Annotated in this window: 21 protein-coding genes and 1 riboswitch; of the genes, 18 read left to right on the top strand and 3 right to left on the bottom strand. The window is 71.0% G+C overall.

The annotated features are described in order from the left end of the window. The first annotated feature begins 8 nt into the window (after positions 1 to 8). Positions 9 to 124, top strand: a riboswitch (TPP riboswitch). From ABD785_RS16095 to ABD785_RS16075, 5 genes are all read left to right on the top strand, one after another. Continuing rightward, positions 120 to 1484 (top strand): purine-cytosine permease family protein, encoded by a 1365-nt coding sequence (locus ABD785_RS16095; protein WP_344828795.1) that lies wholly within the window; start codon positions 120 to 122, stop codon positions 1482 to 1484. Its footprint overlaps the riboswitch before it by 5 nt. A 40-nt stretch (positions 1485 to 1524) precedes the next feature. After that, positions 1525 to 3375: a PAS domain S-box protein gene (locus ABD785_RS16090; protein WP_344828793.1), complete on the top strand. Its 1851-nt coding sequence runs from the start codon at positions 1525 to 1527 to the stop codon at positions 3373 to 3375. 270 nt (positions 3376 to 3645) lie between these two features. After that, positions 3646 to 4125, top strand: a complete 480-nt coding sequence (locus ABD785_RS16085) for an ATP-binding protein (protein WP_344829308.1) — start codon at positions 3646 to 3648, stop codon at positions 4123 to 4125. Positions 4126 to 4253: 128 nt separating this feature from the next. Next, on the top strand, positions 4254 to 4955 hold the full coding sequence (locus tag ABD785_RS16080) for a response regulator (RefSeq protein WP_425547776.1): 702 nt from the start codon (positions 4254 to 4256) through the stop codon (positions 4953 to 4955). A 22-nt stretch (positions 4956 to 4977) separates the two neighbouring features. After that, complete coding sequence (locus ABD785_RS16075; RefSeq protein ID WP_344828791.1) at positions 4978 to 6105, top strand: sensor histidine kinase; 1128 nt, start codon at positions 4978 to 4980, stop codon at positions 6103 to 6105. A 3-nt stretch (positions 6106 to 6108) separates the two neighbouring features. Here ABD785_RS16075 and ABD785_RS16070 read toward each other — a convergent pair whose 3' ends face one another. After that, positions 6109 to 6474: a hypothetical protein gene (locus ABD785_RS16070; protein ID WP_344828789.1), complete on the bottom strand. Its 366-nt coding sequence runs from the start codon at positions 6472 to 6474 to the stop codon at positions 6109 to 6111. 163 nt (positions 6475 to 6637) lie between these two features. Here ABD785_RS16070 and ABD785_RS16065 point away from each other — a divergent pair, with 163 nt between their 5' ends. The 3 genes from ABD785_RS16065 (at position 6638) to ABD785_RS16055 (ending at position 9289) form a co-directional block, all read left to right on the top strand. Continuing rightward, on the top strand, positions 6638 to 6976 hold the full coding sequence (locus tag ABD785_RS16065; RefSeq protein WP_344828787.1) for an STAS domain-containing protein: 339 nt from the start codon (positions 6638 to 6640) through the stop codon (positions 6974 to 6976). An 86-nt stretch (positions 6977 to 7062) separates the two neighbouring features. Then, on the top strand, positions 7063 to 7782 hold the full coding sequence (locus tag ABD785_RS16060) for a glycosyltransferase family 2 protein (RefSeq protein ID WP_344829305.1): 720 nt from the start codon (positions 7063 to 7065) through the stop codon (positions 7780 to 7782). After that, positions 7745 to 9289: an MptA/MptB family glycosyltransferase gene (locus ABD785_RS16055; RefSeq protein WP_344828785.1), complete on the top strand. Its 1545-nt coding sequence runs from the start codon at positions 7745 to 7747 to the stop codon at positions 9287 to 9289. The genes ABD785_RS16060 and ABD785_RS16055 overlap by 38 nt, the downstream gene beginning before the upstream one ends. Here the strand turns inward: ABD785_RS16055 and ABD785_RS16050 are convergent. Next, on the bottom strand, positions 9207 to 11348 hold the full coding sequence (locus tag ABD785_RS16050; RefSeq protein WP_344828783.1) for a V-type ATP synthase subunit I: 2142 nt from the start codon (positions 11346 to 11348) through the stop codon (positions 9207 to 9209). The two genes, ABD785_RS16055 and ABD785_RS16050, sit on opposite strands and share 83 nt — an antisense overlap. 102 nt (positions 11349 to 11450) lie before the next feature. Here ABD785_RS16050 and ABD785_RS16045 point away from each other — a divergent pair, with 102 nt between their 5' ends. The 9 genes from ABD785_RS16045 (at position 11451) to ABD785_RS16005 (ending at position 20043) form a co-directional block, all read left to right on the top strand. Continuing rightward, positions 11451 to 12788 (top strand): glycosyltransferase 87 family protein, encoded by a 1338-nt coding sequence (locus tag ABD785_RS16045; protein ID WP_344828781.1) that lies wholly within the window; start codon positions 11451 to 11453, stop codon positions 12786 to 12788. Further along, positions 12788 to 13228 (top strand): DUF4446 family protein, encoded by a 441-nt coding sequence (locus ABD785_RS16040; RefSeq protein ID WP_344829304.1) that lies wholly within the window; start codon positions 12788 to 12790, stop codon positions 13226 to 13228. The genes ABD785_RS16045 and ABD785_RS16040 overlap by 1 nt, the downstream gene beginning before the upstream one ends. Positions 13229 to 13273: 45 nt before the next feature. After that, positions 13274 to 14188: a prephenate dehydratase gene (pheA, locus tag ABD785_RS16035; protein ID WP_344828779.1), complete on the top strand. Its 915-nt coding sequence runs from the start codon at positions 13274 to 13276 to the stop codon at positions 14186 to 14188. After that, positions 14185 to 14721: a GNAT family N-acetyltransferase gene (locus ABD785_RS16030; protein ID WP_344828777.1), complete on the top strand. Its 537-nt coding sequence runs from the start codon at positions 14185 to 14187 to the stop codon at positions 14719 to 14721. The genes pheA and ABD785_RS16030 overlap by 4 nt, the downstream gene beginning before the upstream one ends. A gap of 71 nt (positions 14722 to 14792) precedes the next feature. Beyond that, positions 14793 to 15941, top strand: coding sequence for a tyrosine-protein phosphatase (locus tag ABD785_RS16025; protein WP_344828775.1), 1149 nt, complete (start codon positions 14793 to 14795; stop codon positions 15939 to 15941). Positions 15942 to 15971: 30 nt separating this feature from the next. Then, positions 15972 to 16727, top strand: a complete 756-nt coding sequence (locus tag ABD785_RS16020; protein ID WP_344828773.1) for an enoyl-CoA hydratase/isomerase family protein — start codon at positions 15972 to 15974, stop codon at positions 16725 to 16727. A 139-nt stretch (positions 16728 to 16866) separates the two neighbouring features. Continuing rightward, entirely contained in the window at positions 16867 to 17874 is a 1008-nt protein-coding gene (locus tag ABD785_RS16015) for a hypothetical protein (protein ID WP_344828770.1), read from the top strand. Between the two features lie 119 nt (positions 17875 to 17993). Continuing rightward, positions 17994 to 19361, top strand: a complete 1368-nt coding sequence (locus ABD785_RS16010; RefSeq protein ID WP_344828768.1) for a hypothetical protein — start codon at positions 17994 to 17996, stop codon at positions 19359 to 19361. A gap of 43 nt (positions 19362 to 19404) precedes the next feature. Then, positions 19405 to 20043: a hypothetical protein gene (locus ABD785_RS16005; protein WP_344828766.1), complete on the top strand. Its 639-nt coding sequence runs from the start codon at positions 19405 to 19407 to the stop codon at positions 20041 to 20043. On the opposite strand, the gene ABD785_RS16000 is transcribed toward ABD785_RS16005, so the two are convergent. Continuing rightward, positions 20012 to 20767: a DNA-formamidopyrimidine glycosylase family protein gene (locus ABD785_RS16000; protein ID WP_344828763.1), complete on the bottom strand. Its 756-nt coding sequence runs from the start codon at positions 20765 to 20767 to the stop codon at positions 20012 to 20014. The two genes, ABD785_RS16005 and ABD785_RS16000, sit on opposite strands and share 32 nt — an antisense overlap. Positions 20768 to 20790: 23 nt before the next feature. Between ABD785_RS16000 and serS the strand changes: the two genes are divergently transcribed. Next, positions 20791 to 22047 (top strand): serine--tRNA ligase, encoded by a 1257-nt coding sequence (gene serS / locus ABD785_RS15995; protein WP_344828760.1) that lies wholly within the window; start codon positions 20791 to 20793, stop codon positions 22045 to 22047. Position 22048 lies beyond the last annotated feature (1 nt).

Raw genomic sequence — 22048 nt, 5'->3', positions numbered from 1 at the left:
TCGCCCGAAACCCCCACCGCGGGAGCTCGGGCATGGCCGGGCTGAGAGGGCGGGCCCCACGCTCCGCCGACCGCATGAACCTGTCCGGGTAATGCCGGCGTAGGGAGAGTGCTTCGCGCATGTCCTCATCGACCCTGCCCTCAGCCGGGCGCCACGAGGCGCCGCTCACCCTGGAGGAGCCCGCCCCCAGGGTGCTGTCCTTCTGGGACCAGAGCGCCTTCTGGGCCAACCTCGGCGTCAGCCTGTTCGCCTTCTCCGGCGCCTACACCGTGCTGGCCCCCAACGTGGACGGCCTGCCGCAGATCTCGATCGCGGCGGGCATCGTCGCCATGATCGTGGGAACGGTCCTCGGCGGCCTCATGCTGGGCCTGGCCGCCGTCCCCGGGGCGAAGACCGGCAAGCCCGCGATGGTCCTGCTGCGCGGGCTGTTCGGCGCCCGGCTGTCCTACGTGCCGACGGTCCTCAACGTGGCCCAGCTCATCGGCTGGGGCACCTTCGAGCTGATCGTCATCGCCGACGCGGCCAAAGAGCTGTTCGGCGGCGGGCCCCGCGTGCTCTACGTGCTGGCCGCGGGCGTGCTGACCACGGTCCTGACGATCTGGCCGCTCGGCTCGGTGCGGCTGCTCCGCCGGTTCGTCACCGCCGGGGTCCTGGTCGCGCTCGTCTGGTTCTACGTGCAGTTCGTGCGCGAGGGCCTGCCCGACCTGACCGTGAACCCCGGTCCCGAGGGCAGCGGGCCGTTCGGGGTCGACTGGAGCCTGTTCTGGATCGCCACCGACGCCGCCCTGGCCGTCTCGATCTCCTGGGTGCCGGTCGCCGCCGACTACACCCGGCACTCCAGGAGCACCGGCGCGGCGTTCGGCGCCGCCAGCGGCGCCTACGCGATCACCCAGATCATCGCCTACACGCTCGGCCTGTTCGCGCTGGCGCTGGCCTCCGGGGAGAGCGGGGTCTACGGGCCGTTCCTCCAGGTCACGCTCGGCGGGCTGTTCTTCTTCGTGTTCGTGGTCCGCGAGGCCGACCAGTCGTTCGCGAACGTCTACTCCACCGCGGTCTCGATCCAGAACCTCTTCCCCCGGCTCGACCGGCGGGTCCTGTCGATCGGCCTCGGCACGCTGATCACCGGCCTCGCGCTCTGGTGGAAGATGGACGACTACTTCGGCTTCCTCGGCCTGATCGGGTCCGTGTTCGTGCCGATGCTGGGCGTCCTGGCCGCGGACTTCTTCCTGCGGGCCAAGGGCGAGTGGAACACCGACCCCGACGCCCCGTCCCGCTGGGGGATGATCGCGGCCTGGCTGGCCGGCTTCGCTGTCTACCAGATCATCAACCCGGGTGACGCGGGCTGGTGGACGTCCTTCTGGGTGGACGTCCAGGATGGGCTCGGCTTCACCAAGCAGGCGTGGATGAGCGCCTCGCTGCTGTCGTTCCTCGTGGCCGGTCTCGCGGCCTGGATCATCGGCCGTGTGATGCGGAAATCGGCGTAGCGGCCGGTTCCGCCCGCGTTCCGGTGGCACCATGACCTTCGTGCAACGGGACGCTCACTTTCCGACGACGTCCGCCGTCATCAGGTCGGCGGCGGACCCGATCGTGGCCGTCGACCTGGGCCTGCGGGTCATCCTGTGGAACCCGGCCGCGGAGCGGCTGTTCGGCTGGACCGAGGCGGAGATGCTCGGCCGGGTCCCCGGCCTCGTCCCCGACGAGCTGAAGGCCGAGCGCAACGCGGTCCTGGAACGGGTGCGCGACGGGGTCCCGATCTCCTTCAGCACCCGGCGGCTGACCCGGTCGGGCCGGCAGGTCGACGTCCGGGTGGACGCCAACGCCCTGCACGACGAGGACGGCGAGGTCATCGGCTGGGTCGGCGTCTACCACCAGCACGGCGAGGCGGGCCTGAACCAGGCCGTCGCCGAGAAGGCCCGGCTGGTCCGCCGGCTGAACGACATCCTCGGCGACCTCAACGCCGAGCTCGAGCTCGAGGTGGTCCTCGACCGGATCACCGGGGCGCTCATCGAGCTGACCGGCGCCGACGCGGCCGGGTTCGTCAGCATCGACGGCGACAAGCTCACGCTGGTCGCCGCGCACGGGCTGCCGCCGCACATGCTCGGCACCCAGGTCGAGCTGCGGTCCAGCCTGGTCGGGGAGATCCTCAGCAGCGGCCGGTCGGTGCTGCTGGCCTCAGGGGAGCGGGTCGACGACCTGATCTGGCAGGAGCTCGAAGGGCTGCACACCGTGGCCCTGACCCTGGCCAACCTGGGGAACCGGCCCTACGGGGCGCTGTACGCGCTGTTCGCCGAGCGCCCGGCCGGGCCGACCGAGCTGGAGCTGCTGGAGCTGCTGGCCGGGCACGCGGGGGTCGCGGTCGGGAACGTCGTGGCCTACCAGGAGGTCGTCCGGCAGCGGGCGCACGAGCGGGCCGTGATCGACTCCAGCGCCGACGGCATCGCGGTCGTGGACGCCAACGGCCTGGTCTGCCAGTGGAACCCGGCGGCCACCCGGATCACCGGGCTCGACCACATGCACGCGATCGGTGAACCTCCCCCGTTCGAGTTCGAGATCGGCGGGACCGTCACCTGCCAGCTTCCCTCGGGCACCTGGATCGACGTGCTCTGCGCGAAGATCGAGGAGACCGGTGAGCTGGTCCTCGACTTCCGCGACATCACGGCGGCCAAGGAGCTCGAGGAGGCCAAGGACCTGTTCCTCGCGACCACGAGCCACGAGCTGCGCACGCCGATCACGGTCGTCCGGGGGTTCGCCGAGACCCTGGTGAACCGCTGGGAGGAGCTGCCCGACGCCCAGCGCCGTCAGGCCATCGGGATGATCGCCGAGCGGGCGCGTTCGCTGGGACGCCTGGTCGAGCATCTGCTGCTCGGCTCGCGGGCGGGGGCCGACGACGTCGCGGTGGCGGTCGAGGAGTTCGACCTCGGCGCGCTGCTGCTCAGGATCGTCCCGGCTTTCACGGCGCTGTCGGAACTGCACCGGCTCGAAGGGGACGTTCCCGATGGCCTTCCGGACGCCCGCGCCGACCCCATGGCCACCGACGTGATCATCGGTCAGCTCCTGGAGAACGCCGTCAAGTACTCACCGGACGGAGGCCTCGTCCGGGTCACCGTCGCACCGGGCCGCGACGCCCTCGCCGGTCACCTGATCGTGACGGTGGACGACGAGGGCATCGGCATCCCCGAGGCCGACCGGGAACGCGTCTTCGAACGTTTCGTCCAGGGCGAGACGGGGGACAGGCGAAGGTTCGGGGGAGTGGGCCTCGGGCTCTTCATCGTGAAACGCCTGGCCACGGCCCAGGGCGGCGATGTTCTGGCGGAGGCGGCACCGGGCGGCGGCGCCCGCCTGCGGTTGATGATTCCGCGGGCCGACGCGGGGTGACCGCCGTATCGATGGCGTGAATGTGACGTACGAAACGGCCGTGTGACGCGTAAGAAACCCTCCGGGCGGAAATGCCTCTCCGTGGATATGAGGCCGTGTGGCCGCATCGTGCCACTGATTCGGGGGTGAGAGGGCGTGACTTCCCGGTCAGTCACTCGTTGGTGGAAGGTGGACCCTGCTGGGAAGCGTTCGTTTCGGCCTGGTTTCTGGATGTCACTAAATGGGCATTTCGGTCGTACAACGTGTGTGGTGGAAGTCGAACCGGAGGAGGTGCAGGCCTTGAGCATCGTGTATCTGCCGCATGCTCCGGCCAGCGTCTCGGTGGCACGCAGGCACCTCATCCGTGAACTGCTGGCGTCGGGGGTGTCGGATGACACCGCCGACGACGCGGCCGTGATCGTCAGCGAGCTCCTGAGCAACGCCCTCCGCCACGCCCGGCCGCTGGAGGGCGAGGCCTCCCAGGTCCGGGTCGCCTGGACCAGGGTCGGCGACACCGTCGAGGTGGCCGTCACCGACGGCGGCGCCGTCACCGAGCCGCGCAAGGGCCAGCCGGCCCTGTCCTCACTGGGCGGCCGCGGCCTCGGCATCGTCGAGACCCTCGCGCAGTCCTGGGGAGTGCGGCGCGACGAGCACGGCAGCACCGTCTGGGCGCTGCTCCACGCCCCGGCCGCGGTCGGCGTCGGCGCAGGTGAGGGCCTGATGAACGATTCGGGCACCCCCGTGCAAAATCTTCTTGAAGGTACCCGCTAGGGTTCCTCCAAGCTCGGGGTGCTGCCATGCCCCCGTTGGCAGCACTCCGAGCGTCCAAGACCCGCCCGGTCTTACGGTGCGGTGACGGGATCACCCGCTGAGCTGGTTCTGGCCCTACCGTGGGTCGTATGAGCGAGGTGACGGGCCGGATCCTGGTGGTGGACGACGATCCGACGGTGGCCGAGGTGGTGGCGCGGTATCTGCTGCGCGACGGCCATGACGTCGAGTGCGTGCCCGACGGCCGGATGGCCCTGAGCAAGGCCCTGGAGAACCCGCCCGACCTGGTGGTCCTCGACCTGATGCTGCCCGGCATGGACGGTCTCGAGGTCTGCCGACAGCTCCGCGAGCACTCCCCCGTGCCGGTCGTCATGCTGACGGCCCTCGGCGAGGAGGCCGACCGGCTCACCGGCCTGGAGATGGGCGCCGACGACTATGTGGTGAAGCCGTTCAGCCCGCGCGAGCTGGCCCTGCGCGTCCGGTCGGTGCTGCGCCGCGCCCAGGGGGCCCTGGTGCCGGCCGGGAGCGGGCTGCTGCGCGACGGTGATCTCGTCGTGGACGTCAGCGCGCACGAGGCCTCCCTCGACGGCAAGCCCCTCAGCCTCACCGCCCGCGAGTTCGACCTGCTGGTCTACCTGCTCGACCATCCCCGCCAGGCCTTCACCCGCGAGCAGCTCCTCGAGCACGTCTGGGGCTGGTCGTTCGGCGACTCCTCGACCGTGACGGTCCACGTCAGGCGGCTGCGCGAGAAGATCGAGCCCGACCCGACCAACCCGACCCGCATCCAGACCGTCTGGGGCGTGGGCTACCGCTACGGGGACGCGGCCCGGTGATCCCGCGCGGTGAACGGAACCGATGATGCTGCCTCTTCCCGCCGTCCTCGACGTCGTGCTGTCCGCGGGGATCGCCGCGCTGATCGTCGGCGTGTTCGGCTCCGCCCTGCTGTGGGTGCTGCGGGCGAGGCCGATCGGGGTCCAGCTCGCGGTGGTCGCCTCCGCGACGGTGCTGGCCACCGCGGCGGGGATCGTCGTGATCACATTGAAGATGTACGTGTCGACGCACGACCGGGACGTCGCGGTGACCGTGGTCGCCGTCGCGGGCCTGGTCGGGCTGGCCGTGTCGTGGATGCTGGGACGGAGACTGGCCATGGCGAACAGGGCGCTCGTCGACGCCGTGCGGAGTGAGCCCTTCGTGCGGCCCGCCCTGACCCTGCCCGCCGAGCTGGGGGAGCTGTCGCTGGAGCTGGAGGCGGCCTACCGGCGGCTGGCCGAGGCGCACGAGCGGGAGCAGGCGCTGGAGAAGTCGCGGCGCGAGCTGGTGGCCTGGGTCAGCCACGACCTGCGCACACCGCTGGCGGGGCTGCGGGCGATGGCCGAGGCGCTGGAGGACGGGGTCGTCGACGATCCCCAGACGGTCGCCAGGTACCACTCGCGGATCCGGGTCGAGGTGGACCGGCTGGCCGAGATGGTGGACGACCTGTTCGAGCTGTCCCGGATCCACGCCGGGACCCTGCGGCTGTCGCGGCAGCGGGTCGGGCTCGACGATCTCGTGGCGGAGGCCGTCGCGGGGGCGGAGCCGCTGGCCAGGGCCAAGGGCGTGCGGGTGCACGGGTCGGCGGCGCGGGGGCTGCCGCTGGAGGTCGACTCGACCGAGGTGGGCCGGGCCCTGCGCAACCTCGTGACCAACGCGATCAGGCACACGCCGTCCGACGGGTCCATCGAGATCGTCGGGGCGGTCAGGGACGGCCGGGTCGAGGTGACCGTCGAGGACGCCTGCGGCGGCATTCCCGCCGACGACCTGCCGCGCGTGTTCGACGTGGCCTTCCGGGGCGAGACGGCCAGGACGCCCGGCGGAGGCGGCGGGGCCGGGCTCGGCCTGGCGATCACCCGGGGCATCGTCGAGGCGCACAGCGGCGAGATCGGCGTGGTCAACACCGGTCCCGGCTGCCGCTTCACGATCACCCTCCCGCTCGCGGGTCCCTGAGGCTCAGAGGTCGAGGGTGTCGGTGAGCGCCCGGTAGGTGGGGCAGGGCCAGCGGCCCATGCAGCTCCGGCAGCGCCGCAGCGGGGTGGACGGGTCGCTCGACACACCGCCGCCGTCGCGGGGCTGGTGGAGTTCGAGGATCCGCAGCCCGAGCTCGGCGAAGCCGGTGAGCTCGTCGCGGGCGGAGGTGAGGAACAGGAGGTCCTCGCGGCTCAGCCTGGTCTTGACGGGCACCTGGCCCTCATGGTTGACCAGCTTGAGCAGGTACGAAGTGGTGCCGCGCCAGGAGGTGGACTTCGCCGAGCGGGCGCGTATCGCCTCCAGGCGGTCACGGAGCCTGGAGCGCTGCCAGTCGGGCTGGTTCGTCACCTGTTCAGCTTCCCAAAAGCGGAAGGTCGCAGCGCCGTAATCGGCCAGACGCGCGGTGCCATACTCGCAGGTAGAAGCGATATTTACGGACAATAACCCCGAATCGCCTGCCCAGAACCGCTTCGGCTGGCTACCTGCCCCCGGGCCCGATAAGGTGCCGCACATGGAGCTTCAGGTCTCGACTGTGTCTCAGGCAGGTCACGCCGTCGTCACTGCGGTCGGCGAACTCGACCTGTACACGGCGCCCAGGCTGCAGCAGGCCCTGGTCGCACTGCTCAGGGAGCAGGAGGTCGACCGGGTCGTCATCGACCTGTCCGGGGTCGAGTTCTGCGACTCGACGGGCATGAACGTGCTGCTGTCCGGAATGAAGCGCGTGAAGGAGCGCGGCGGTGTCTTCGAGCTGGCCGCGCCGCGCCCGGCCGTGCTGCGGATCCTTCAGGTGACCGGCCTGGACACGGTCTTCACGGTGCACGACGCCATCCCGGCGCTCGACGCGATGTAGGCCGTCCCGGCTACGATCGCGCTGTGCCTGATCCCACCACACCGACGCCCGAACCGACGCCCGGCGCGGTCCAGCCGGGTACCGCGGTGATCATTCCGGCCAAGGACGAGGGCGACCGCATCGCCTCGACCGTCCGGGCGGCTCTCCGGCTGCCGGGCGTCGACCTCGTCCTGGTCGTCGACGACGGCTCGGCCGACACCACCGCCCAGATCGCCGCCGACGCCGGGGCCCGGGTCGTGCGCCACTCCCGTAACAGGGGGAAGGCCGCGGCCATGGAGACCGGCGCGGAGGCCGTCCGGCTGCTCGACGAGCACGAGCGGGTACCGTCCCGGCACCTGCTCTTCCTCGACGCCGATCTCGGCGACACCGCCCGGGACGCGGCCCCGCTGATCGAACCCATCGCCTCCGGCACCGCGGACATGACCATCGCGGTCTTCTCCAGCCTGGTGAAGCTCGGCGGGCACGGCTTCGTCGTCAGGCTCTCCCGCGACGGCATCCAGCGCGCGACCGGCTGGACCGCGACCCAGCCGCTGAACGGCCAGCGCTGCCTGACCCGCGCGGCGTTCGAGGCGGCCAGGCCCCTGGCCCCCGGCTTCGGGGTCGAGACGGCCATGACCATCGACCTTCTGCGCAAGGACTTCCGGATCACCGAGGTCGAGGTGCCGCTCGCGCACCGGGCCACCGGCACCGACTACCGCGCCCAGCTCCACCGGGCCCGGCAGTTCCGGGACGTCGCGCGGGCCCTGTCGACCCGTGATCCCGCCGTCCGTGACCAGCTCGCCAAACTTCGCCGTCGTGCGCGGTAGCGGCGCCGTTCCCGAACCGACCGCCGCTTCCCCCGCCTCCGGCCGCGCCGCCGAACCGGCCGCTCCCGACCGTCATCGGGGCTGGGCCGCGACCGGCCTGGCCGGGATCGGCCTGAGCCTGGCGGCGTTCCTGTGGCTGGCGCTGGCCGGCCCCTCGGCGGTCCAGCCGCGCCTGCCCGGCGGCGGCGCGCCGTGGATGTTTCACGTGGATCCATCGCCCTACCTGGCGATCTCCCTCATGGCCGCGGGAATCGTGGTGGGCGCGGCCGGCACCGGCTGCTGCCTGGTGGCCGCCCGGCGCGGCTGGCGGCCCCGCACGGCCTGGCTGCTGGGGGCCGGGATCGCGGTCGCGGCGCTCTTCGCCGTGACGCCCCCCGTCGGCTCGTCGGACCACCTCAACTACGCGGCCTACGGGCACATGGCCGTGGAGGGCCTCAATCCCTACACGACGACGGCCGAGGAGCTGGGCGGGCCGTTCGGGGGGGCCGTCGAGGAGTGGCGGACCACACCGTCGATCTACGGGCCGATCCTCACCTGGATCCAGTCCGGTGCCGCGTGGATCGGCGGCGAGTCGGTCAGGACCACGGTCTTCGTCCTGTCCCTGCTGAACGGCGTGGCGTTCGTCCTGGTCGGGCTCGTGCTGTACCTCCGGACGCGCGACGAGGGCGCCCGGCTGCGCGGCCTGCTGCTGTGGACGGTCAATCCCCTGCTGCTGTTCCAGCTCGTGTCGGGGGCCCACAACGACGTGTGGGGGATCGCCGCGGCCGTCCTGGCCCTGACGGTCTTCACCCGCGGGGCCGCCACGCTCTGGCGGACCTTCGGCACCGGCCTGATCGTCGGCGCCGCCGTGGCGATCAAGCTTCCCGCCGGGCTCGTCGGCGGCGGGCCCGCCTGGCACCTGCTGAGGAGCGCCCGCGACCTCCGCGGGACGGCCGTCCTGTTCGGCGGGGCAGGGCTGACCTTCGGCGTCGCCTACGGGATCGTCGGCCTGAAGGGCTTCGACCAGGTCAGGCACGCCTCGGACTTCATCTCCCTGGCCAACGTCTGGCATCTGTTCGGCGGGGCGGGCGGCGGGGTCCTCGGCATGGACCTGCCCAAGCCGCTGATCTCGATCCTGTCGCTGTGCCTGCTGCTGTACCTGGTCAGGCTGCTGTCGAGGGCGCTGCCGTCCGGCGACGACCGCGACGTCCTGCGGGTGGCGGCGGCGCTGGTGCTGGCCTGGCTGTTCGCCGCGACCTACGCCCTGCCCTGGTACGACGGGCTCGGCTGGGCGCTGCTGGCACTGCTGCCGTGGTCGCGGTTCGACGGGGTCCTGCTGCTGCGGACGTCCCTGCTGAGCCTGGCCTACCTGCCGGCCAGGGCGCCGCTCAAGGCGGGCCTCCCCGACGACCTGCACTGGCTGGTGACCGGGCTCCGCGCGTCGGTCATGCCGCTGGTGTCGGCCGCGGTTCTGGCTCTTCTGATCTGGACGTGCCTGCGTCCGCCGCGTCGAGTTCCAGCGCCCTGACGCACGCGGCGAGCACCAGCGGCACCGCCAGGGTGAGCACGAGGGCGGGGATCACGACGCCGGAGTCGTTCATCAGCATCCCGACCAGGGCCACGGTCAGCCCGGCGAACAGCGCGGGCCGCAGCGTGTAGGTGCGCCGGTAGGCGGCCTCCAGAGCGGCGGCCCGCCAGGTCAGCGGCCTGGCGAGGACGAGGAACAGGAAGAGCAGCGCGCCGATCGCCACGATCGTGAACGGCCAGTAGCCGAAACTGCGGAGCATCGCCTCGAACTTGCGCATGATCACGCCCCAGGCGTCCCCGGCGGCGAGCTGGTCCCAGAACTTGCCGAGATGGGTCGGCTCGGCCCGCAGCGAGTCGAAGAAGGCCATCCCCAGGACGACCGCCGACCCGGCCAGCCCGACCAGCCCGAGACGCAGGACCGAGACCCGCCAGCCGCCGATCAGCAGGGTGAGGACCGCGGTGCCGAGCAGGATCGCCACGACCCCGCCGAAGTCGCTGCCCCAGCCCGGCATCCCGTCGACGGCCATCGCGACCAGCCCGATCGTGACGACCACGGCCACCGCCGGGTTCCGCCTGCCGCGGGCGAGCAGCCCCTCGGCCAGCCAGGCGGCGCTGAGGATCGAGGCGGTGGCGAACACCGCGAACGCCATGTTGCCGAAGCCGTAGAACCGGCCGCCGACCAGGGCGGTGTACCCCATGAAGGCGTTCATCTGCAGGTCGGAGCCCGTCATCGCGTCGAGGCCGAGCACGAACGCCGTGATCGCGGCGATGACGAGGCCGGGGCCGAGGACGGTCCGCCGCCACGGACCGGCCAGCGACAGACCCGTGACGAGCGCCATGGCGGCCAGCACACAGGCCATGAGCGCGGGCGCCGGATGCGCGGAACGCCACCACGGCACCAGGTTCGCCAGGTAGGTGCCGACCGGCGCGGCCGCCCCCGCCAGGGCGCCGACCCGGGTGGTGGCCAGGATCCGGCTGCGGGTGACCGGCCCGGGGCCGGGCCTGCCGCGGCGCAGCGCGATCGCGGCGAACCCGTAGAGCAGCAGCTGCCCGGCGAACAGCACGATGAAGAAGGCACCGCTCATCAGCCGGATCGCCTGCGCGGCGATGTCCTGGTCGGTGAGGTTCTCGACCTTCTGCGCGGCGGAGGCGGCGGACGGCACCGAGGTCCAGGCGGAGCCGACGGCCTCGCTCGGCTGCGGGATCCCCAGGATGTGGAGGACCGTCGCGGGGAGGTCGGTGAGGGTCACCAGGCCCTCGCGGCGGGTGGAGTTCGCGGTCAGGTAGCCGCGTTCGAAGGCGACGGTCCCGATCGCGGCGTGGAGATGGGGCGTTCCAGTGGCGTCCGCGAGGCCCGCGACCAGCAGAGGGATTCCGGAGGGCAGGGCGGCGACGACCCGGCCGACGCTCGCGTCGACGGCCCGTGCCGCGGCGGCGCGCTGGGCGGGGCTGACCGGCGCCTGCTCGCCCGAGGCGTCGACGCCGGCCCTGACGTAGACGCCGGAAAGCTCGTCGATGTCGACGATCGTGAGCGCGCACTTCGTCCAGTCGGCGGCGGGGACGTCCCAGGGCGTGCGGGCGAAGTGGTCGACCGAGCCGGAAGCGTCGGCCGCGCCCAGCACACCGCCCGCGCCGACGGCGTAGGTGCAGCCGCCCGCCCGGTGGACGGCGTCGCCGAGCATCCCGACCCTGGCCGCGTAACCCGTGCTCGCGTTGTCGGCGACGATCGCCTGCCAGCCGGGTTCGACGGCGCCCGTCCCCGACGGCTGGGGCTCGGGCGGCAGCGCACAGCTTCCGCTCTTCAGCCGGGCCCGCTGGCCCGCCGAGACGGTCAGCCAGCCGTCGATCGAGCAGGTCCGGTTCGTCGTGGTCCGCACGCTCATGGCGGCGGCGGCGTTCTCGCCGGTGAGTTTCCACAGGTTGGGGGTGTCCCGGAGGGTCACGTCGCTCCACTGCAGACCGGGAACGCCGATGACGACTACGCTCTTCGCCGGGGCGGACGAGGCGTTCGCGGGTATGCCGAACAGGACGGCGAACATTGCGACGAGAGCAATGATCATCGCCCGTGCGGTACCCCACCTGCGGGCCACGGCACCTCCAACTGCTGGCCTACAAGACGGTCCGTCCCCAGATTAGTGGTCGGATTACGCCAGGATGGACCCATGGTCGGACCCGTATTTCATCGTCAGAGCACCGGCGGCTCGCGTGGAAAGCGGGCGATCGCCTGCCTTCTCGGCGCGTCGATCGCCGTCGCGGCGATGCTCCCCATCGTCGGCCGGTGGCTGACGAACCCCATCGACCAGCGGGTGGTGGACCTCGACGTCTACCGGACCGCGGGGATCGCGGTGCTGCGCGGGGCGTCGGTCTACGACTTCCTGACCGAGCCGCCGCAGCTCCTGCCCTTCACCTATCCGCCGTTCGCGGCGTTGCTCGCCACGCCCATGGCGCTGCTGTCGTGGCCCGCCGCGCAGATCGTCATGACTCTGCTGATCTTCGTGGTCCTGGTGCTCGTGGTCGGATACGCCTTCCGGCCGCTGATCGCCCGCGCCGGGGACTGGAGCCCGCTGGCGTGGGGCGTCCTGGTGGCGCTGATGGCCTATCCGCTGCCGGTCTACGACCAGTTCCGGTTCGGGCAGGTCGATCTGTTCCTGGTGCTGCTGTGCGTCGCCGACTGCGCCACCCCGCGCACGAGGTGGCCGCGGGGCGTCCTCATCGGGTTCGCGACGGCCGTGAAGCTCGTCCCGGGGGTCTTCCTGATCTATCTGCTGATCACCCGGCGCCGGGAGGCCGCGACCAACGCCCTGTTGACCGCGGCCGGGGCGACCCTGGTCTCCTTCGCGCTGCTGCCGGAGGACTCCCTCGACTTCTGGTGGCCGTTCCACTCCTGGCACTCCCAGGGGGCGCTGTTCGACGGGGACCGGGTCGGGTCGAATTTCGGCACCGCCAATCAGGCGTTCCGCGGATTCCTGCTGCGGATGTACTGGCCGGACGCGGTCACCGCGCTGGTCTGGCTCATCGCGGTCGCCGTCCTGGCCTACCTCGGCTTCAGGTTCGCCCGCCGGGCGTCGCTGCTCGCCGACTCGGGACGGCTCGGACCGGCCGACACCTGGAGCGCCGAGATCGCCGGAGTCGCGATCACCGGCCTGCTCGCCGTGCTGCTCTCGCCGGTCGCCTGGATCCACCATCTGGCCTGGATCGTCCTGGTCGTCGGGGCTCTCGCGGGTGCGGGGACCGACCGCCGGAGGGTCGCCGCCGCGGCCGGGGCATGGCTTTTCTACGTGCTCACCATCCCCTGGTGGGGAACCTCCCACATCCAGCCGTGGAAGTCGGTTCCGGAGAAGGTCCTGGGCCGGATCATGCAGAGCTCCTACGCCCTCGGCGCTGTGGCGCTTCTGTTCGTTCTGGGTGTCTGGCTGGTTAAGCGGATGTGGCGGGAAACACCCGCGGATATCGAAGATGTTTCTCAGGACGCCGCGGAGGTCGGTACGCTCGCCCCGTGATGCTTATCACCGTGGCCGTCGTGGGAGCTCTCGCGGGGGTGGCCGGTCTTTCCGTGGCACTGGTGGCGCACAACCGCGTCAGCCAGGTCGTCGAGGAATGCGCCGATGTGCTGCGCAGGCAGATGCAGGTCGCGACGGGGGTCGACAAACAGGCCCTCCGCGACATGGCGATCGTGCACTACGACGCGCTCAAGGAGATGTCGGGACAGCTGTCCTTCTCCCTGGCCGTCATCAACGCCGTGGGCGACGGTGTCGTGATCAGCTCGATCAACGGCCGCACCGAGACCCGCACCTACGCCAAGGTCGTCAAGAACGGCCGGGGCCTGTCGATGCTCTCTCCCGAGGAGGAGCAGGCGCTGCGCGCCGCACGGCTGGGCAAGGGCCCGGTCGTCGGCATGGACGACCCGCTCCCGGACTTCGGGCACGCCGTCCACAGCTGAGCGACTCCGGGGGCCGCTGGGGCGGTATTGGCTATCCTTGCTTTCATGCCGGACCGTTACGCCTATCTGGGACCAGAGGGCACCTTCACCGAAGCCGCACTGCTGACGCTGCCGAACGCCGCGGCCGCGGAGCGGTTCGCGTTTCCGACGGTTCCGGCCGCGCTGGACGCGCTCCGCTCCGGAACCGTCGACCGGGCCGTGGTGGCGCTGGAGAACTCCGTCGAGGGGTCCGTGCCGACCACGCTGGACGAACTGGCCACGGGCGAACCGCTCCAGGTCGTCTCGGAGATCCATCTGCCGGTCGAGTTCGCGCTCCTGGTGCGTCCCGGCACCCGCCTCGACGACATCAAGACCGTCGCCTCGCATCCGCACGCGCAGCCGCAGTGCAGGCGCTGGCTCTCGGCGCACGTCCCGCACGCCGAGTGGCGGGCCGCGACCTCCAACGCCGAGGCCGCCCAGCACGTCGCCGACGGCCTGTACGACGCGGCGCTCGCCGGCTCGTTCGCGGCTGCCCGTTACGGTCTCGAGGCCCTCGCCTCGGAGATCCACGACGTGGAGGGCGCGGTCACCCGGTTCGTGGAGCTGGCCAGGCCGGGACGCCCGCCGGAGCGCACCGGCGCCGACAAGACCACCGCCGTCGCCTTCATCCGCGACGACCACGCGGGCGCCCTGCTGGAGATCCTCCAGGAGTTCTTCGTCCGCGGCATCAACCTGACCCTGATCCAGTCCCGGCCGACGGGCGCGGGCCTCGGCTCGTACCTGTTCTGGATGGACTTCGAGGGCCACATCTCCGACGCCCGCGTCGGCGAGGCGCTGATGGGCCTGCGCCGGGTCTGCGCCGACCTGCGGTTCGTCGGCAGCTACGCCCGTGCCGACGGGACCGCGCCGCACTCGCGCCGGGGCACCGCGGACGCCGACTTCGCCGAGGCCGCCGCCTGGCTCGACGAACTCCGCGGATGAGGGTCTCGGCGGAGTACCCGGCCGACATCGAGGAGATCGCGGCGGTCACGCACGTGGCCTTCGCGGCCAACGAGCACTTCCCCTCACCGCTGGACGACCTGGGCCGCCCGGTCGAGGTCGGCCTGGTGCACCGGCTGAGGGCCACCGAGGCATGGATTCCGGGCCTGTCCCTGGTCGCCCGCGACGGCACCGAGATGGTCGGGCACATCCTCGGCACCCGCGCCCACGTCGGCGACGTCCCGGTCCTGGCCCTGGGCCCCCTGTCGGTGCTGCCCGGCCGCTGGCGGCAGGGGATCGCCCGGACGCTCTTGACGGCCTTCGTCGCCGAGGCCGACGCCAGGAACGAGCCCCTGGTCGCCCTGCTCGGCGATCCGGCCTTCTACTCCCGCTTCGGCTTCGTCCTCTCCACCGGCCTGGGCATCGATCCCCCGGTCGAGGAGTGGATCCCCCACTTCCAGGTCCTCCCCCTCCGGGCCTACGACCCGGAGATCCGAGGACCGTTCACATACGCCGGTCCCTTCATGGATATGTAGGGTTCATCTGAGGTTTTCGGCCCTCTGTCACGGTTCGTACCACTGAATCCGTTGAAAGAGGGTCTGTCCTAATGTCGAAGAACCGGGTCGCGGCCGCCGCGCTCACTGCCGTCATGATCGGTGCCGGAACGGTCGCGGTGTCGGGTCCCGCGATCGCGGCCCCCTCCGCGAAGCAGCACTTCGCCCGTCATGCGGTGATCTCCGAAGCGGTCGTGACCCTCGACGCGGCCGGGGTCCACGAGGTGTCGTGGAAGCAGGTCAGGGGGCTGCGGACCGAGGTGTTCGCCTCGACGGACCCGGACGTCCCGCGCGGGGACCGGGTGCGGGTGGCCTCGGGCCGCGGCACCACCGTCAGGGTCGCCGGGCTCGACCCGGCGAGCCGCTGGTACTTCCTGATCGCCCCGGTGGGGGTGCCCTTCGGCGAGATCGCGGCGACCCGGGTCGTCCCGGTCCAGGGCGCCGCCAACGTCCGCGACCTCGGTGGCTACACCACCCGCGACGGCCTCGCCGTCCGCTGGGGCCGGGTGTTCCGCTCGGCCAAGCTCAGCAAGGCCGGCCCCGCCTCGCTGGCGCCGCTCGGGCTGTCGGCCGCGATCGACTTCCGCAGCCCGTCCGAGGTCGCGGGGGACGGCGCCGACGTCCTGCCCGCCGGGGTGCGGCCGGTCGCGGCCCCGATCGCCCCCGGCGACGCGAACTCGCCTCTGACGGCCCTGGCGAGCCTTGCCACGCTGACCCCGCAGCAGGTCCGGGACCTGCTCGGCGACGGCAAGGGCGCTCGGGCGATGGAGCAGGTCTACCGGCTGATCGTCACCGACGAGGCCGCCCGGCGGGCGCTCGGCGACACGCTCAGGACCCTGCTCGCCTCGCGGCGGCCGGTGCTCTACCACTGCACCGCCGGCAAGGACAGGACGGGCGTCATGACGGCCGTCCTGCTGAAGCTGCTGGGCGTGCCGAAGGAGACGGTCTACGCCGACTTCCTGCGCTCCAACGACGAACTCGCCGCGGGCAACGCCCAGACGCTCGCCTACCTGCGGTCCAAGGGCATCGACGCGGATCTTCTCGTGCCGGTCCTCGGCGTGCAGGCGTCCTACCTGGACGCGGCCTTCACCCAGATCGACACCTCGTACGGATCGTTCTCCGCGTTCCTGGCCAAGGGGCTCGGCTTCGGCCCGGCGCAGCAGGCGGCCTTGAAGATCAAGCTGCTCCGGCCGCAGGCCTGAGGGAAGTTACCGCGCCGTAGGATCGCGTTCATGACCTTGCGGTGGGATGTCGCGGATGGTGTGGCGACGGTGCGGATCGACAACCAGGCCAAGCGGAACGCGATGAACGCGGAGATGTGGCGGGCCCTGCCGGAGCTCCTGGCGGGGTTCGCCAAGGATCCGGCGGTGCGGATGCTCGTGCTGACCGGGGCGGGCGAGCACTTCTGCGCCGGCGCCGACATCAGCGAGCTGACCGACATCAACAAGATCGGCGAGGCCAACCTCTCGATGGCCGCCGAGGACGCCCTGGCGAACTTCCCGAAGCCGACGATCGCGGCGATCAGGGGGTTCTGCGTGGGCGGCGGCTGCCAGCTCGCCGCGGCCTGCGACCTGCGGATCGCCGCGCCGGACGCCCGGTTCGCGATCACCCCGGCGAAGATCGGGATCGTCTATCCGAGCTCGGCGATCGCCCGGCTGGTCGGCCTCGTCGGCCCGGCCTCGGCCAAGTACCTGCTCTACACCGCGGACCTGGTCCCGGCGGAACACGCGCTGCGCATCGGATTTCTCTCCGAGATCGCGAACAATCTGGACGAAAGGATCATCTCACTGACCGGCACGTTGACGTCCCGGTCCCAGTTCTCGCTCGAAGCGACGAAGGACATCGTCAACGGCCTGGCCGACGGCACCCTGACCAGGGAGCGGACCCGCGGCTGGCTCGACGCCGAGATCGCCGGTCCCGACGCGCCCGAGGGCATCGCCGCCTTCCTGGAGCGGCGTCCGCCCCGGTTCACCTGGCGCCGCCCCTGAGGGCCGGGAGACCCGACACATGAGTGGGCCCAAAGGTTGCATCGACTGTGAAAGATTTCTTAAAACACTGGTATAACGGGTGATCGCACCGCATACGTCTCATGTGTCCTTAGGGGCACGTACCCCCCTCGGAGGATCCGTGCGGAAGATCGGCACCGCTGCCACCAGCCTGGCCCTCGCGGCCGGCAGCCTGACGTTCGCCAGCCCCGCGCTGGCGGCGCCCGCCACCTCGGTCATCACGATCGAGAGCATCAACCACGCCCCGAACTACATCGGTGACTCCGTCACGATCGTCGGCTCCCTGTCCAAGGCGAACGGCGACGGCATCACCGGCCGTCCCGTCCTGCTCGACGCCGCGGGCAACGACAAGATCGTCACCACCACGGACGACGGGCTGTTCGTGGCCAAGCTCAAGTTCCCCAAGAGCGGCGTGCTGAGCGCCCGCTTCCTGGGGGACGGCTCGTACAAGAAGTCCTCGGCGACGACGCAGAACTACGCGATCCAGTACCGGACCGCGATCTACAACTTCAAGGCCCGGCCCAACCCGGTGGAGAAGAACCAGGCGTTCTCCATCACCGGCACGACCTACCGGATCGGCCTGGACTCGGACCTGCACGACCAGAGCCAGCGCACGTCCGCCGGTCTCGACCTGCTGACCTCCACCGACGGCGGCAAGGTCTGGAACTGGGTCGCCTCGGCGAACAGCAACGGCGACGGCGGCTTCCGCTTCACCCAGACCGCCGGCGGCGACGCCCGCTGGCGCGTCGTGCTCAAGCCCAACCCCGTCGCGGACGGCCTGCTCGGCACGCAGCGCGAGGTCTGGGTGGACGCCCGCTACCGGACGTCCCTGTCGGCCAAGGTCGGGCCGCGCAACATCCGCAAGGGCAAGAAGATCACCGTCTCCGGCAAGCTCGTCCACAAGGTGGACGGCCACTGGAGCGCGCTCGGCAAGGTCAGGGTCGCGGTCCTGTTCCGTGCCAAGGGCTCCAAGACCTGGAAGTTCAAGGGCTGGGCCTGGGTCGGCGCCAACGGCAAGTACAGCAAGAAGATCAAGGACACCCGCGACGGCTACTGGCGCGTCAAGTACCACGGCAGCGGCAGTAACTTCGTGGCGTACTCGGGCACCACGTACGTGAACGTTCGCTAAGTAACAAATGCCACAGAAAGGCCGTCCTTTATCAGGACGGCCTTTTCTGGTTATTTTCCGAACTTATCGGTCGTGACGCGCGTCACATGGGGTCCAAAGATCGAGCGAGAGGCTCCCACGTGAAACGCGTACTCCTCTCGGGCCTGGCCGTGCTGACGGCCGTGCCCTTCCTGTCCACCCCCGCCCACGCCGACCCGCCGGCCCCCGTCGTCAAGGCGACGGCGGCGCTCACGACCAGCGACGCCACCCGCCATGTCGGCGACAAGGTGCGCGTCAAGGGCTCCTTCGTCACCGCGGACGCGGATCCGGCGACCCCCGACGTGCCGATCGCCGACCTGCCGCTGGCCTTCAGCGTCTGCGGCGACCTCGGGTGCGTCCCCGCACAGGGGGCCACCGCGGCCAAGACGGGCGCCGACGGCCTCTACGAGAGCGATCTCGACCTCAGCGGGGTGGCCGCCCCGCACTCCTATGTCAGGGTCAGGTACTACGACTCCGTCACGAAGGAGTACACCGACGGTCCCGCCACGGGCCAGTTCGACCTGCGGTACCAGGCCGTCCCGGTCGGGGTCACCCCGCCGCGGAGCCCGATCGTGAAGAACCGTCAGGTGATCTTCAAGGGAGCCTTCTCCTACCGGGACTCCGCCCTGAAGACCGTGCCCTACCAGGGCGCGGTCACGCTGCTCAGCTCCGCCGACGGCAAGACCTGGAAGGCCGCGGAGAACACCAGGACCGACGAGCACGGCCGGTTCTGGGTGAGCGCCCCCGCGACGGTCAAGGCGCAGTGGAAGGTCGCGGTCGACGACGCCGTCACCGACGGCCAGACCGAGGCGACCCTGGTCGACATCAAGCCCGCGGTGACCAAGGTGGCCACCCTCCACGGCCTGACCAAGAGCGCCACGCTCACCCTGGGCTCGAAGTTCACCATCAAGGGACGCTCCTCGCTGGTCTCGCCCGACGGCACCAGGCGGCCGAACCGGCGGGCCAAGGTCGAGCTGTCCACCTCCTCCGACGGCGTCCACTGGGACGCCTACGCCCGCACCAGGACCGACCGCAAGGGCCGGTTCTCCTTCAAGGCCGTCGCCAGGAACGACGCCCACTGGCGGATCGTGCTGCCGGGCTTCACCGGCGACGCGACCGTCGTGCCCCCGGTCGAGTGCCGGATCTTCATCGACACCAAGGCCAGGACGCGGCTGTCGGCCGACGCCCGGCCCGAGCCGGTCCGCAAGGGCCGGAAGCTGACCGTGAAGGGCACGCTCTCCGACCTGGTCTTCGGCCACTGGAAGCCGGTGCGCCAGGTGCGCGTCGGGATCTGGTTCAAGCCGAAGGGCAAGGCCTGGAAGTTCGCCGGCTGGGCCTGGACGGGCCGCAGGGGCGGTTACACCTTCACGACCAGGGCGGTCAGGGACGGTTCGTTCCAGGCCCGCTACCACGGCGACGGAGATCACTACCGGTCGACGAGTTCGGCCGACTACGTCGACGTCCGGTGACCGTGCCATAGAGTGCTGTCACTTCATTGCTTAGGAGGCATTCGTGCGGGTTCTTCTCACGGCGGTGGCCCTGCTCGCCGGGGCCGTCGTGGCGGGGCCCGCACACGCCGCCGCCGCCCAGATCCGCGACCTCAGGGCCGTCCAGGGCAAGGACGGTTTCGTCGCGGTGACGGGCCGCGTCGTCCAGGACGGCAAGGGCGTCGCGAAGGCGCCGGTCGGCCTCACCTACGTGCCGAAGGGCCGTCCGGGCGACTCGCTGTACGTGCCGCTGACCGGCGACTCCCAGGGCCGTTTCGCGCTGCGGCACGTCCTCCCGCACGACGGCACCTGGACGGCCGCCTACGGGACCACCAGCCGGAAGATCACCTCGAACACCCGGTACAAGACCGGCTTCTCCCGGGTGAAGATCACCCGCAAGGGCGGCAGGAGCGTCGTGTCCGCGCGGCTCGTCCAGTACGTGGGCTCGCCCATCGAGAACGGCTCCTGGTCCTCCCTCAAGGGCAGGGTGAAGATCTCCTTCCGCAAGAAGGGCTCGAAGACGTTCGTGTCCAGGGGCACCTTCACGGTGAAGGGCACTTTCAAGAAGACGCTCACCGGCGGGGCGGGGACCTGGCGCCTGCGCTACGCGGGCGGCACGGAGTGGCTGGCCGTCACCGCTGACACTCGGGGCACCAGTAGGTGACCCGTCCCGCCAGCTCGGCGGACCTGATCGGGGTTCCGCAGCGCAGGCACGGGCGTCCGGCGCGGCCGTAGACCCACACCGGATCGCGGAGGGAGCCCGTGGTGTTCCGTACCCGGGTCTCGCGGTTGGCGAGCAGCAGTTTCGAGGAGTTCTCCACGATCTGGGGCAGATCGGAGAGCTGGACGGGCGCCCACGGGCTGGTCCGGCTGACGAAGAGGATCTCCGATTTGAACACGTTGCCGATCCCCGCGAGGTTCCGCTGCTCCAGCAGCGCCTCGGCGATCGGCCGGGACGGCTCCCTCCACAGGTTGTGGACGGCCAGCTCGGCGTCCCAGTCGGGACCGAGGAGGTCGGGGCCCAGATGCCCGACGATCAGCCGCTCGTCGGCGGGGCGGACCAGCCGCAGATCGTGGATCCGGTAGCCCACCACGCTCGCGGCCGGCACCTCGAGGATCGCCCTGATCTGATGGCCGGGACCGCGCCACCGCTCGCCGGAACGGAAGATCCGCCACGAGCCGTCCATGAGGAGATGGCTGTGCAGGGTGAGATCCGGCATGCGCATGAGCAGGTGCTTGCCGCGCGGCACCACCTCGACGATCTTCCGTCCGGTGAGGTCGGCGGTGGCGTGCCGGGGCACCCGGAGATCGGCGCGCGTCAGCGTCTCCCCGCCCAGAACGCTCTGCAGCCGGGATGCGGCCTGGTAAATGCTGTCGCCCTCGGGCATGTCACTGACGATAACCTGGACGCGTGATCGACCTGCGAGCCCTACGCGAGAACCCGGACGTCCTGCGCGCCTCCCAGCGGGCCAGAGGCGAGGACGAGTCCGTCGTCGAGTCCCTGCTCAGCCTGGACGAGGAGCGCCGTTCCGCGCTGACCGCGTTCGAGCAGCTGCGGGCCGAGCAGAAGGCCTCCGGCAAGCTCGTCTCCCGGGCGCAGGGCGAGGAGAAGCAGGCCCTGATCGCCCAGGGCAAGGAGATGGCCCAGCAGGTCAAGGACCTCGAGGCCAGGGCCGCCGAGCTCGGCGCCGAGCTCGAGAAGCTGCTGAAGACCGTTCCGAACCTGGTCGAGGAGGGCGCACCGGCCGGCGGCGAGCAGGACTACGTGGTCCTGGAGCACGTCGGGGAGCTTCCCGTCTTCGACTTCACCCCGCGCGACCACCTCGAACTGGGCGAGCTGCTCGGCGCGATCGACATGGAGCGCGGCGCCAAGATCTCGGGCAGCCGGTTCTACTTCCTGACCGGTGTGGGTATGCAGCTCCAGATGGCGCTGCTGAACCTCGCGATGGAGCAGGCGATCGAGGCCGGGTTCACGCCCATGTACGTGCCGGTGATGGTGAAGCCGGAGACCATGGAGGGCACCGGGTTCCTCGGCAACCACTCCAGCGAGGTCTACCACCTGCCCGCCGACGACCTCTACCTCGTCGGCACGTCCGAGGTGGGCCTGGCGGGCTACCACATGGACGAGATCCTGGCCGAGGTGCCGAAGCGGTACGTCGGCTGGTCGAGCTGCTTCCGCCGCGAGGCGGGCTCCTACGGCAAGGACACCCGCGGCATCATCCGGGTGCACCAGTTCGACAAGGTCGAGATGTTCACCTACGTCGACCCCGCCGACGCCCACGAGGAGCACCAGCGGCTGCTGGCCTGGGAGAAGGAGATGCTGGCCAAGTGCGAGCTCCCCTTCCGGGTGATCGACACCGCGGCCGGCGACCTCGGCACCAGCGCGGCCCGCAAGTTCGACTGCGAGGCCTGGGTGCCGACCCAGGAGGCCTACCGCGAGCTGACCTCGACCTCGAACTGCACCACGTTCCAGTCGCGGCGGCTGTCGATCCGCTTCAAGGACGGCGAGGGGAGGACCGCCCCGGTCGCCACCCTCAACGGAACCCTGGCCACCACCCGCTGGATCGTGGCGATCCTGGAGAACCACCAGCAGGCCGACGGCTCCGTCCGCGTCCCCAAGGCCCTCCAGCGCTTCATCGGCAAAGAGGTCCTCACCCCGGTCAAGTAGG

It is taken from the genome of Actinocorallia longicatena (assembly GCF_039534125.1).
GTDB classification, from domain to species: Bacteria; Actinomycetota; Actinomycetes; order Streptosporangiales; family Streptosporangiaceae; genus Actinocorallia; species Actinocorallia longicatena.
The sequence above is the reverse complement of the archived record's forward strand: the minus strand, read 5'-3'. Positions and strand labels throughout refer to the sequence as shown.